This window comes from Pseudaeromonas pectinilytica (genome assembly GCF_054780855.1).
This window is the reverse complement of record NZ_BAAGVN010000338.1, coordinates 1-12,156: the sequence shown is the minus strand read 5'-3', so window position 1 is coordinate 12,156 and position 12,156 is coordinate 1. Positions and strand designations below refer to the sequence as shown.

Genomic DNA, 12,156 nt, shown 5'->3' with positions numbered 1-12,156 from the left:
GCACTAGCAAAAAACCACACTCGCAACAGATGAAACGCCAATCAAGTCATCGACTGAATAATTGTTTCAGCAAAACCGCCACTGAGCAGTAAAAGCCGCTGTTTTTATGGATAGACTCAGATGGTCACATTTCGCAACTTATCCGTCACAATCCCAATTTGTTGCTATTTTGCATGGCGAAATCAGGCAACAGACGCGATAACGTCTGTTGCCCTGAGCGGTAGCTATTAGAGCGGAAGCACGAAATGTGCCAAAATTTGCAGAGTTAAACAGGCGAAGATCCCAGCCACGATATCATCGAGCATGATGCCCAGACCGCCTTTCACCTGACGATCAAACCAGCTAATAGGCCAGGGCTTGAGGATGTCGAAAAACCGGAATAGCAAGAAGCCAACGCCGATCCAAAGCCAGCCACTGGGTGCCAGCAACATGGTGATGCCAAAGCCCATGAATTCATCCCAGACGATGCCGCCATGATCTTCCATGCCGATCGCCCTGGTCGCCGACTCACAAATCCAGACTCCGGCGATGCAACCCACCAATAGCAAAGCGCCATAGGCCCAGAGCGGCCACTCCATGACCAGCCAATAGAAGGGGATAGCCGCCAGGGTCCCCCAAGTGCCAGGCGCCTTGGGTGAGAGACCGGAGCCAAATCCGGTGGCCAACCAATGCAGCGGATTGCGCCACGACAAACGCTTGAGTTCGGGTTTAATCATCTCATCTCCTTGAGTTTTATACCGTGGGTGCCTGGAAATGGTCCCAGCCCTGCAACGTCAAAAGCCGGGGCTGACCCTGTTCCAACCACTGGATTAGTGGCTCACCGGCCACAATACGCCCAATTTCGGTCACGGTAACCGATGCAGCTTGCAAGGCCAACAGCAAAGCACCACGGTGAGCTTCCGGCAACGTGAAACAGAGCTCGTAGTCATCTCCCCCCGCCAACGCCAATTGCCAAGCCTGAGTTGCCGCTAATTCCTCCAGTGCGGGCGACAACGGCAACTGACTCAGCTCGATCTGGGCGCCAACGCCGGAAGCCACAAGGATATGTTGCAGATCCGAACTCAGACCATCAGAGATGTCTAGGCAACTGCTAGCCAGATTGCGCAAGGCCATACCGGCCAGGATCCGGGGTTGCGGTTGCTCAAGTTTTTGCATCAAACCTGGCAGTTCATCAGACGCCACCTGAAGCTTGCCAAGACAATGCTGCAAGGCCAGAGCCCCATCTCCCAAGGTGCCGGTGACAAAGATCGCATCACCCGGCTGGGCACCATTTCGGCGCAAAGCGCACTGTTCTGGCACAACCCCCTTAATCGAGACCGTCATCGATAACGGTCCTCGGGTCATGTCGCCACCGATCAACTCGACATTGTAGAAGTCGGCCAATGCCAGAAATCCTTCGGCAAATGCCGCCACCCAAGACTCATTCACCTCCGGCAAGGTCAATGCCAGCGACACCCAGCGCGGCTCGGCCCCCATGGCCGCCAGATCCGAGAGATTCACGGCCAATGCCTTATGCCCCAGCTTACGGGGATCCATATCGGCAAAGAAGTGGACCCCTGCCACTAACGTGTCGGTACTGACCGCCAACAGCGCATCTGCAGGCACACTCAGCAAAGCACAGTCATCGCCGGATCCCAGCACCACGTCTTTACGGCGTACCGGACGCTGAAAATAGCGTCGGATCAATTCAAATTCACCCATGTCACACCTCGCGCTATGGCTAACTCCCTCAGCGACACCCCATGGCCGGCATCCAGTGCCAAAACAGTTCTAAAAAAAAGCCAGCTTACGCTGGCTTGATGCAATCAGAAGGATGCAGGCGGGAATTACTTGCCCAGCCCCTGATCCTTGATCACCTTGTCGAGTACGCCATTGACGAACTTGTGGCTATCTTCGGCAGCGAATGCCTTGGCCAACTCAATGCCTTCGTTGATGACCACGCGATAAGGGACGTCCTTGCGGAACAGCAACTCGAAAGTCGCCAGACGCAAGATCGCCTTATCCACCAGATCCAGATCCTCAAGCTTGCGTGACAGGAATGGGGAAAAGGTCGAGTCCAGCTTGTTCAGGTTACCAGCCACGCCAAATAACAGTTCACGGAAGTAGCCGAGATCGACACCTTTCATGTCCTGATCCAGCTTGAACTGCTCTTCGATATCAGCCACGTTGTCCTGGGTCATCTGCCATTGGTAGATGGCCTGGACGGCAAAATGGCGAGCCTTGCGGCGTTCGGACGGTTTCAATCTATTACTCCTTTCAGACGCCCAGATTTTTCAGGACGTTGATCATTTCCAGTGCGCTCAGTGCCGCCTCTGCACCCTTGTTACCCGCCTTGGTACCTGCGCGCTGGATAGCTTGTTCAACATTGTCAGTAGTCAGCACACCGAAAGCGACTGGAATTTCATATTCCAGCATGACCTGCGCCATACCCTTGCTGTTCTCATTGGCCACCAGTTCGAAGTGATAGGTATCACCACGGATCACACAACCGAGCGCTATGATGGCATCGACGTTGCCGCTCTTGGCCAGCTTTTTCACCGCCAATGGAATTTCCACGGCACCAGGAACCCGCACCAGGGTAATTTGTTCGTCCGGGACCAGACCCTGGCGCTTGAGCACGTCCAGCGCACCATCAACCAGATTCTCGTTGATGAAGCTGTTGAAGCGAGCCACCACAATGGCCACGCGAGCCTCGGGCGCAGCAATGTTTCCTTCGATGACCTTCATGGGAAATCCTATTATGCGGGGTGAAAAGTGCGCGTATTCTAGCACAACCAAGCTGTGACAAAAGCCCGGTTCTGTGACTTGCCGCCTTGACCTCGCTTCAATACCGGGTCAAGACGGCACGGTCGAGCTTACTCGGAGATATATTCCACCACTTCCAGGCCGAAACCGGAGAGGGCGTGATAGCGTTTCTGGCCGCTGAGCAGCCGCATCTTGGTGACGCCCAACGACTTGAGGATCTGCGAACCCACCCCAACCCGGCGCGAGGCTTCCTGGCGTTTGTGTTGCAATTGCTGTTCGCCGCGGTCAATGGCCGCAAACTGCTGCACACGAGCCAGCAGCTCATGTTGCCCGCCTTCATTGCCGAGGATCACCAGCACGCCCCCTTCATTGGCAACGCGTTGCATCGCCTCATGAATTGGCCAGCTGCGCGGCGCATGACGATCGGTCAGCAGCACATCGCTGAAGTAGTCATGCAGATGGACCCGCACCAGCGGTGCCACGGCACCATTGAGCTCCCCCTTACACAAGGCAAAATGCAGCTGGCTGTCGATGGTGTCGCGGAAGGTGACCAGTTCGAAGACGCCGTATTCGGTTGGTAACTGGCAACGCGCCACCTCTTCCACCGTGGTTTCATGCTGGTTGCGATACTCGATGAGATCGGCAATGGTGCCCAGCTTGATACCATGTTCGGCGGCAAATTTTTCCAGATCCGGTCGCCGCGCCATGGTGCCATCTTCGTTGAGGATCTCGACGATCACAGCTGCAGGCTCGAATCCCGCTAAGCGGGCCAGATCACAACCTGCTTCGGTGTGACCGGCGCGGGTCAAGACCCCGCCTTCCTGCGCCATCAAGGGGAAAATATGTCCCGGTTGCACCACATCATTAGCAGTCGCCTCGGGCGCTACCGCCGCCAAGACGGTCCGCGCCCGATCGGCCGCCGAGATGCCCGTAGACACACCTTCTGCCGCTTCAATGCTGACCGTGAAGTTGGTCGAAAACTGGGCGCCGTTGTTGCCCACCATCAGTGGCAAGTTCAGCCGCTGGCAGCGGGCCTTGGTCAGCGTCAGACAGATGAGGCCACGGCCAAAACGGGCCATAAAGTTGATATCTTCCGGGCGCACCATGGAAGCCGGCATAATGAGATCGCCTTCATTTTCCCGATCCTCATCATCCATCAGGATCACCATCTTGCCCTGACGAAACTCTTCAATGATCTCTGCGGTGGTACTCAATGCCATCTCGATGTTCCTTACTCTTGGTTTTCCGCTTAACGCATAAAGCCGTTTTCGGCCAGCATCGCCATGGTGACGCCGGATGCCGGAGCCATGTCAGCCGCCTTATCACCCAGCACCAGACGCTCCAGATAACGGGCGATCACATCCACTTCCAGATTGACCCGGCTCCCGACCTTCCACTCCCCAACCGTGGTCTCACCACTGGTATGGGGAACTATGGTCAGACGAAAACGGGCACCTTCCACACTATTCACCGTCAAGCTGATACCGTCCACCGTGATGGAGCCCTTCTCGGCGATATAACGCGCCAGCTCGCGCGGGGCTTCGACCCAATACTCTATGGCGCGGCCCAGGGGTTTCACGGCGACAATTTTACCCACACCATCCACATGTCCGGAGACCAGATGGCCACCGAGGCGACTGGTCGGCATCAACGCCTTCTCCAGATTCACCCGCTGCCCGGCCTGGTAATCGGCAAATCCGGTGCGCGCTATGGTTTCCCCCGACACATCAGCGATATAGCCATCACCCGGGAGCTGCACCACGGTCAGACAGACGCCATTGGTCGCAATCGAATCGCCCAGTTTCACATCGCGCAGATCCAGCTTGCCACTGCGCACTCGCACCGACACATCCGAGCCCTTGGACTCCATCGCGACGATCGAGCCGACGGCTTCAATAATTCCGGTAAACATGGTTACTCCTCCCGCTTGCGCGGTTGCAACGTCAGGCGCAGATCATCACCTATCTGGCATACCTCACGCAGAGAAAATAGCGGCGCTTGCGCCAGGGATTCGAGCTCAGGCAGAGCCAGCAGGCCCTGAGCACCCTCGCCCAACAACTTGGGGGCTAAATAGAGAATCAACTCATCCACCAACTGCTGGGATACCAGAGCACCCGCCAATTGCCGGCCCGCTTCCACCCAAATCTCGTTGATGCCGCGCGTTCCCAATTCGCACAGTAACGCCTGCAAGTCCAGCTTGCCGCTCTCGGCCAATGGCAGCAGCAGTTGCTCGGTATTATCAGGCCAGAGACCTTCAGCCTGAGTTCGGGCCAACCAGACGAAGCCGGGCAAGGAAAACAGTCTGGACTCAGATCGCAAGCGTTGGCGGGAATCGACAAGAATACGAACCGGTTGGCGTACTGCGCTTTGGGGATATTCAGCCTGGATCTCGCTCGGCAACTCATGCCAGCGCACATTCAAGGATGGGTTATCCAGCAACACAGTATCGGCGCCGCTCAGAATAGCACTGCTGCGCGCGCGCCAGGCTTGCACATCGGCGCGAGCCGCCGGGCCCGTGATCCACTGGCTCTGACCGTTGGCCAAAGCCGTACGACCATCCAGACTTGCCGCCAGCTTTACCCGCACCCAGGGCAATCCGGTTTGCATGCGTTTGATAAAGCCGGGATTCAGTGCCTTGGCTTCGGCTTCTCGCACGCCACACAGGACCTCGATACCCGCAGTCCGCAGTATCTCCAGACCGCGACCGGCAACCAGCGGATTGGGATCCGTCATCGCCACCACGACACGCCGAATTCCCGCATCGACCAGCGCCAAGGCACAGGGCGGCGTACGGCCATAGTGAGAACAAGGCTCCAGTGTCACGTAGGCCGTCGCACCCCGTGCTTGCTCACCCGCAGCCCGTAGTGCGTGCACTTCGGCATGAGGCTCACCGGCTTTTTGATGCCAACCCTCGCCAACCAGCTCGCCGTCTCGAATCAACACACAGCCAACATTCGGATTCGGTGCCGTGGTGAAACGACCGCGAGCTGCCAATGCCAGAGCACGATCCATCCACATCAAATCGGATGCAGCTACTTCCAGGTCTTGTGCCACCGTTCAAGTCTCCAGACGGGCGATCTCTTCGCCAAACTCACGAATATCCTCAAAACTGCGATAGACGGAGGCAAAGCGGATATATGCGACCTTATCCAGCCCTTTGAGCTCTTCCATGACTAGATTGCCGATAAACTTGGCATCGACTTCACGCTCCCCCGTAGCCCGCAGCTGGGACTTGATACGGTTAACGCTCTCCTCAACGGCTTCCATACTCACCGGACGCTTTTCCAGAGCGCGCTGAATGCCGCCGCGCAACTTGTCTTCGTTGAATGGCTCACGGCTACCATTGCTCTTGATGACGCGAGGCATCACCAGCTCGGCACTCTCAAAGGTGGTAAATCGCTCGTGACATTCGACACACTCACGACGACGACGAACCTGGTGCCCTTCGGCCACCAAACGGGAATCAATCACCTTGGTCTCATCAGCGCTACAGAACGGGCAGTGCATGGAGCTTGTCTCCGGCGAGGAACAGGATCCGCAGTGTAACAGAGGCGCTACCTGCTATTGAACCTTCAGTGCTACAACGGCTCGCTGAGGGCAAAAAAAAGAGCCGCGTCTGCGGCTCTTTCGATAAAGGGGCTGTATAGCAATCAGGCGTAGACAGGCAAACGCTTACAGATCGCCAATACTTTCTCGCGAGTATCGGCCAGAACCTTCTCGTCGGTGTGGTTATCCAGCACATCACAGATCCAGCCGGCCAGCTCGGTGGCATCCGCTTGAGTGAAACCGCGGCGGGTGATGGAGGGAGAACCAATCCGGACTCCGGAGGTTACAAACGGGGAACGCGGATCGTTCGGTACCGAGTTCTTGTTGACGGTGATATTGGCCTTGCCCAGAGCAGCATCAGCCTCTTTACCGGTCAATTCCTTGTCGGTCAGATCGATCAGGAACAGATGGTTCTCGGTGCCGCCAGAGACAATCTTGTAACCGCGAGACTTAATCACCTCGACCATAGCCTTGGCGTTTTTGACCACTTGCTGCTGGTACGCCTTGAACTCAGGCTCCATCGCTTCTTTGAACGCCACCGCCTTACCGGCAATCACGTGCATCAGCGGGCCGCCTTGGCCACCCGGGAATACCGCAGAATTCAGCTTCTTGTACAGCTCTTCATCATTCTCAGCGGAGAGGATCAAACCACCACGCGGACCAGCCAGAGTCTTGTGAGTGGTCGACGTCACGACATGAGCATGAGGTACCGGGTTCGGGTAAACACCCGCCGCGACCAGACCGGCGACGTGAGCCATGTCGACGAACAGGTAAGCACCGATCTTGTCGGCGATTTCGCGCAGCTTGGCCCAATCCACAATACCTGAGTAGGCAGAGAAACCACCGATAATCATCTTCGGCTTGTTTTCAACCGCCAAGCGTTCCAGTTCGACATAGTCGATCTTGCCTGCTTCATCGATGCCGTAAGGAATGATGTTATACAGTTTGCCGGAGAAATTGACGGGTGAACCGTGAGTCAGGTGACCACCATGGGCCAGATTCATACCTAAAACGGTATCGCCCGGCTGCAGCAGCGCCATGTAAACCGCGCTATTGGCTTGCGAGCCAGAATGCGGTTGAACGTTTGCGTAGGTGGCACCAAAGAGTTCCTTGGCACGCTCAATAGCCAGAGTCTCGACCACGTCGACGTACTCGCAACCACCATAGTAACGCTTACCGGGATAGCCTTCGGCGTACTTGTTGGTCAACTGTGAACCCTGGGCCTGCATAACGCGCGGGCTAGTGTAGTTCTCGGAGGCAATCAACTCGATGTGCTCTTCCTGGCGCACGGTTTCATCGGTGATGGCCGCCCACAGTGCGGGATCGTAATCGGCAATGTTCATGTCACGCTTCAGCATCCATATCTCCTGACTCTGCGTAATGATTTGGGGGGGTGGTCACATTCTACCTTGCCACCAAGCGACTGGATAGCACAGGATAGTAACAATTGAGCTAAAAACGAGCGGGCAACTATAGCCCGATGAATGAAACATGTGCAGTTTACGAGCATGTTGTGGTGATTAGACCAGTAAAATGCTGCCAATTTTCACGAAATCACTATAATTGGCGAGTTTGGCTTGAAGGCCGACGCAAGAAAGCATACAAAACGCACATTAATGCGTGAACTGCGTAGCTACCCTAACGATAGCTGCATGATTGCCGAGGATAAGCTCACAATGGCCACAAAAGAACGGATCCTGCTCCTGAATGGCCCCAATCTGAATTTGTTGGGCAAGCGGGAGCCTGGCATCTACGGTTCAGCCACGCTCGACGATATCGTGGCAAAGCTGACACGATTGGCTGATGAACAAGCGATCACACTGACTCATCTGCAGTCCAATGCCGAATTTGAATTGGTGAACGCCATTCATGCCGCCATGGGCCAGGTGGATTTTATTCTGATCAATCCGGCGGCCTTCACTCATACCAGCGTTGCATTGCGTGATGCACTGCTGGGAGTTGCGATCCCGTTTATCGAGATCCACCTTTCCAATGTCCATGCTCGCGAGCCGTTCCGTCATCACTCCTACTTGTCCGATGTGGCCAAGGGGGTGATCTGCGGTCTCGGAGCGGATGGTTACGAATTTGCTTTACTAGCGGCTGTGCGCCATCTGCGCCAGTCAATCATTTAACTGCTAGAGAAGTTGAACAGAGAATGCAAATGGATATCCGTAAAATCAAAAAACTGATCGAACTGGTTGAAGAGTCCGGGATCACCGAGCTGGAAATCACCGAAGGTGAAGAGTCGGTGCGTATCAGTCGCGGTGGCGTGGTTGCACAAGTCGCCCCCATGGCTTATGCCGCCCCACAAGCACCAGTGGTCGCAGCCCCGGCGGCACCAGCCGCGACTCCGGCAGCTGCTGAGCTGAGCGGGCATATCCTGCGCTCCCCGATGGTTGGTGCTTTCTACCGCTCATCTGGCCCAGATGCGGCGCCATTTGTTGAAGTCGGCCAGCAGGTCAAGGTCGGTGATGCACTGTGCATCGTGGAGGCCATGAAGATGATGAACCAGATCCAATCCGACAAGGCTGGGGTGATCAAGCGTATCCTGGTTGAAAACGGCGATACCGTGGAATTCGATCAACCGATGTTCATCATCGAATAAGGGGCGTCTGACCATGTTGGACAAAGTAGTCATCGCCAACCGCGGTGAAATTGCGCTTCGCATTTTGCGCGCATGCAAAGAGCTCGGCATCAAGACAGTCGCGGTACACTCCACGGCGGATCGGGATCTCAAGCACGTCAAGCTGGCCGATGAAACGATTTGTATTGGTCGTGCTTCGGCAAAAGAATCCTACCTCAATGTGCCGTCCTTGATCGCCGCAGCCGAGGTGACAGGTGCCGTTGCCATTCATCCTGGCTACGGCTTTCTTTCCGAAAATGCGGATTTCGCCGAACAGGTCGAAAAATCAGGCTTTATCTTTGTCGGACCGAAAGCTGAAACTATCCGTCTGATGGGCGATAAGGTCTCGGCCATCAATGCCATGAAAAAAGCTGGAGTTCCCTGTGTGCCCGGCTCTGGCGGCCCGATCGGTGACGATACCAAGGAGAATGCCAGCATTGCCAAGCGGATCGGCTATCCGGTGATCATCAAGGCAGCGGGTGGCGGCGGTGGTCGCGGTATGCGTGTCGTGCGTTCCGAGTCCGAGTTGGTTAACTCCATTGCGCTGACCAAGTCCGAAGCAGGCCAGTTCTTCAACAATGACATGGTCTACATGGAGAAATACCTGGAGAATCCACGTCATATTGAAATTCAGGTTCTCGCCGATGGTCAGGGTAATGCCATTTATCTGGGTGAACGCGACTGCTCTATGCAACGTCGCCATCAGAAGGTTGTAGAAGAAGCTCCGGCCCCGGGAATTACCGAGGAGATGCGTCAATTCATCGGTGCCCGCTGCGTGCGAGCCTGTATCGAGATTGGCTATCGGGGTGCAGGTACCTTCGAGTTCCTGTATGAAAACGGTGAATTTTATTTCATCGAGATGAATACCCGGATCCAGGTTGAACATCCTGTAACCGAAATGGTGACCGGCATTGATCTGATCAAGGAACAGTTGAAGATTGCTGCAGGTCAACCGCTGACCATCAAGCAGGAAGATATCCGCATGAAGGGGCACGCTATCGAATGCCGCATCAATGCCGAAGATCCGCAAACATTCCTGCCAGCACCAGGCAAGATTGAGTGGTTCCATGCTCCGGGTGGTCTGGGTGTCCGTTGGGATTCCCATATCTACAGTGGTTATACAGTCCCACCCTATTACGACTCGATGATCGGCAAACTGATCTGCTACGGCGATTCTCGCGACACCGCGATTGCCCGTATGCGACAAGCGCTGGACGAAATCGTAGTCGAAGGCATCAAGACCAATATTCCGCTGCAAAAAGAGATCATGCGGGACGAAAACTTTGCGTTGGGTGGTACCAATATCCACTATCTGCACAAGAAACTCGGACTCTGATCCTGACATTGCGTCATGGTAAAAGGCCGCTGCTGCGGCCTTTTTATTGCGCGAAGCACAATGTCAGGAACTGACGGCAACAGGCGCCAAGAGTCACGCGCCTAGAACACGACCAACTACCGCAGTAGGAGAAGAACATGACGAGCCACACTTGGCGCCAGCAACTATGCGATTACATTCGCCAACAAGCACTACCCGTGGACAAATTCAGTCATCAGCCACGCCTGTACGCGCTAGCTTGCTCGCTGGGAACAAACCACCCGTATGATGATGACATACTGTTCGCAGCCTGTTGGCTTCATGATCTGGGGGTTTTCGTAGGCCACCGTCCCGAAGATCTCCAAGCGTTGGCCAAATGGGACAACGTGGCATATGCGATTGCTCAAGCTCCAACGTTACTCAAAAGCTGGGGATTTCCCGTAGACAAGATCGCTGCAGTCCAGGAGGCTATCCAACAGCATCATCCACAAGCAAGGCCGACCAATATAGAAGCGATCTTGCTGCATGATGCCGATATTCTGGAGCTGATTGGCGCAGTCGGGCTGCTAAGAACCATCAGCAAAGTAGGGCGGGATACCCGCTTCAAAACCTTCAGCGACGTACTACCGGTTTTAGAGCGGTATCAACAGTTGGAAGCGGAACTACTGACGGCACCAGCACGCGAGCTAGCTCGAGCTCGGCTAACACTGGTTCGGCAATTTATCGCGCAGGCAAAAGAGGAGAGTCAGGGCATAGCACTTTGATTTTGAATCATGCCCGAGGATGAAACTCGGCATGTAGCGCTTTCAGGCGTTCACCGGCAACATGGGTATAAATTTGTGTAGTCGATAAGTCGGCATGTCCCAGCAGCATCTGCACCACGCGCAAGTCAGCTCCATGGTTGAGCAGGTGGGTGGCAAACGCATGTCGCAAAGTATGGGGGGATAATTCGACGGCAATATGTGCGCGGCTGGCATATAACTTGATTCGGTGCCAGAACGTTTGCCGTGTCATCTGTTGCGCCCGATTGGATGGAAATAGCACATCAGATGCTTGAGCACCTAGCAGGGCACCACGAGCCTCACGTAAGTAACAGCTGATCCAATGCATTGCCTCCTCCCCCATGGGTACCAATCGCTCTTTACTGCCTTTACCGATGACACGAACAACGCCCTGACGCAGGCTGATATTCTCCATCCTCAGACCAACCAACTCCGAGACCCGCAATCCGGTCGCGTACAACAACTCCAGCATCGCTTTATCACGCAATTCTAGATCAACACCAACATCCGGCTCAGATAACAACGCTTCAACTTGAGCCTCACTGAGATCTTTTGGAAGTCGCGTTGGTAGTTTAGGACTCAGTAATAATGCGGTTGGATCATCATCCCGTAGTTGCTCTCGAATTAGATACTGGAAAAAGCGACGTAGGGCAGACAATAAGCGCGCAGTAGAGGTAGCCTTGAAACCGCGATCCAGACGCCAGGCAATATAATCGTGCAATACCTCACCTCGTAAGGTCAGCAAGGAATCACCTCGACTATCCAGCCAGTCGGAGAACTTCTCCAAATCTGAGCGGTATGCACCCAGCGTATGTTCTGCTAAACCACGTTCCAGCCAGAGAGCATCGAGAAATTGGTCGATTATTCCACTCATGGGAAGACATACCTAGGCTATTAATTACCAAATGTATTATGACGAGAAGCCGGCAGGAAATAAAACCGGCGAAGAGTGAGTACGAGAGACAAGACAATACTGCCCAATTGCCGCCACAAAAATAAATACAAAAAAGCCCCGATATTGCTATCGGGGCTTTTGCTGACCTTGCGGTCTAATTGAGTGCTTGCGAAGTAATTTCCTACTCTCGCATGCGGGTCTTTCGACCAAATTGGGTGCCTGGCAGTGTCCTACTCTCGCATGGCGAATG

General features: G+C 54.9%; 14 protein-coding genes. 4 read left to right on the top strand and 10 right to left on the bottom strand.

The annotated features are described in order from the left end of the window. Positions 1–227: 227 nt before the first annotated feature. The 9 genes from ACYVG7_RS15570 to glyA all read right to left on the bottom strand — a co-directional run bounded on the left by ACYVG7_RS15570 (position 228) and on the right by glyA (position 7,649). Positions 228–716 carry a phosphatidylglycerophosphatase A family protein gene (locus ACYVG7_RS15570; RefSeq protein WP_460884006.1) on the bottom strand — a complete coding sequence of 163 codons (489 nt, stop codon included), beginning with the start codon at positions 714–716 and terminating at the stop codon, positions 228–230. A 16-nt stretch (positions 717–732) separates the two neighbouring features. After that, entirely contained in the window at positions 733–1,701 is a 969-nt protein-coding gene (gene thiL / locus ACYVG7_RS15565; RefSeq protein WP_460884005.1) for a thiamine-phosphate kinase, read from the bottom strand. 125 nt (positions 1,702–1,826) lie between these two features. Next, a complete protein-coding gene (gene nusB, locus ACYVG7_RS15560; RefSeq protein WP_460884004.1) occupies positions 1,827–2,243 on the bottom strand; it encodes a transcription antitermination factor NusB in 417 nt (138 codons plus the stop codon). Between the two features lie 13 nt (positions 2,244–2,256). Further along, entirely contained in the window at positions 2,257–2,727 is a 471-nt protein-coding gene (ribH, locus tag ACYVG7_RS15555) for a 6,7-dimethyl-8-ribityllumazine synthase (protein ID WP_460884003.1), read from the bottom strand. A gap of 128 nt (positions 2,728–2,855) precedes the next feature. Next, positions 2,856–3,965, bottom strand: coding sequence for a bifunctional 3,4-dihydroxy-2-butanone-4-phosphate synthase/GTP cyclohydrolase II (ribBA, locus tag ACYVG7_RS15550; RefSeq protein WP_460884002.1), 1,110 nt, complete (start codon positions 3,963–3,965; stop codon positions 2,856–2,858). A 29-nt stretch (positions 3,966–3,994) separates the two neighbouring features. Beyond that, positions 3,995–4,657: a riboflavin synthase gene (locus ACYVG7_RS15545; protein ID WP_460884001.1), complete on the bottom strand. Its 663-nt coding sequence runs from the start codon at positions 4,655–4,657 to the stop codon at positions 3,995–3,997. A gap of 2 nt (positions 4,658–4,659) precedes the next feature. Continuing rightward, complete coding sequence (gene ribD / locus ACYVG7_RS15540; RefSeq protein ID WP_460884025.1) at positions 4,660–5,763, bottom strand: bifunctional diaminohydroxyphosphoribosylaminopyrimidine deaminase/5-amino-6-(5-phosphoribosylamino)uracil reductase RibD; 1,104 nt, start codon at positions 5,761–5,763, stop codon at positions 4,660–4,662. Positions 5,764–5,802: 39 nt separating this feature from the next. Then, on the bottom strand, positions 5,803–6,252 hold the full coding sequence (gene nrdR, locus ACYVG7_RS15535) for a transcriptional regulator NrdR (protein ID WP_460884000.1): 450 nt from the start codon (positions 6,250–6,252) through the stop codon (positions 5,803–5,805). 143 nt (positions 6,253–6,395) lie between these two features. Then, positions 6,396–7,649, bottom strand: a complete 1,254-nt coding sequence (glyA, locus tag ACYVG7_RS15530) for a serine hydroxymethyltransferase (protein ID WP_460883999.1) — start codon at positions 7,647–7,649, stop codon at positions 6,396–6,398. Between the two features lie 318 nt (positions 7,650–7,967). On the opposite strand from glyA, the gene aroQ reads away from it, so the two are divergent. From aroQ to ACYVG7_RS15510, 4 genes are all read left to right on the top strand, one after another. After that, on the top strand, positions 7,968–8,423 hold the full coding sequence (aroQ, locus tag ACYVG7_RS15525; RefSeq protein WP_460883998.1) for a type II 3-dehydroquinate dehydratase: 456 nt from the start codon (positions 7,968–7,970) through the stop codon (positions 8,421–8,423). A 29-nt stretch (positions 8,424–8,452) separates the two neighbouring features. Continuing rightward, positions 8,453–8,896 (top strand): acetyl-CoA carboxylase biotin carboxyl carrier protein, encoded by a 444-nt coding sequence (gene accB / locus ACYVG7_RS15520; RefSeq protein ID WP_460883997.1) that lies wholly within the window; start codon positions 8,453–8,455, stop codon positions 8,894–8,896. A gap of 13 nt (positions 8,897–8,909) precedes the next feature. Next, a complete protein-coding gene (gene accC, locus ACYVG7_RS15515; RefSeq protein ID WP_460883996.1) occupies positions 8,910–10,250 on the top strand; it encodes an acetyl-CoA carboxylase biotin carboxylase subunit in 1,341 nt (446 codons plus the stop codon). Between the two features lie 137 nt (positions 10,251–10,387). Then, positions 10,388–10,993 (top strand): HD domain-containing protein, encoded by a 606-nt coding sequence (locus tag ACYVG7_RS15510; RefSeq protein WP_460883995.1) that lies wholly within the window; start codon positions 10,388–10,390, stop codon positions 10,991–10,993. A gap of 7 nt (positions 10,994–11,000) precedes the next feature. On the opposite strand, the gene xerD is transcribed toward ACYVG7_RS15510, so the two are convergent. After that, entirely contained in the window at positions 11,001–11,885 is an 885-nt protein-coding gene (gene xerD / locus ACYVG7_RS15505) for a site-specific tyrosine recombinase XerD (RefSeq protein WP_460883994.1), read from the bottom strand. Positions 11,886–12,156: the final 271 nt, after the last annotated feature.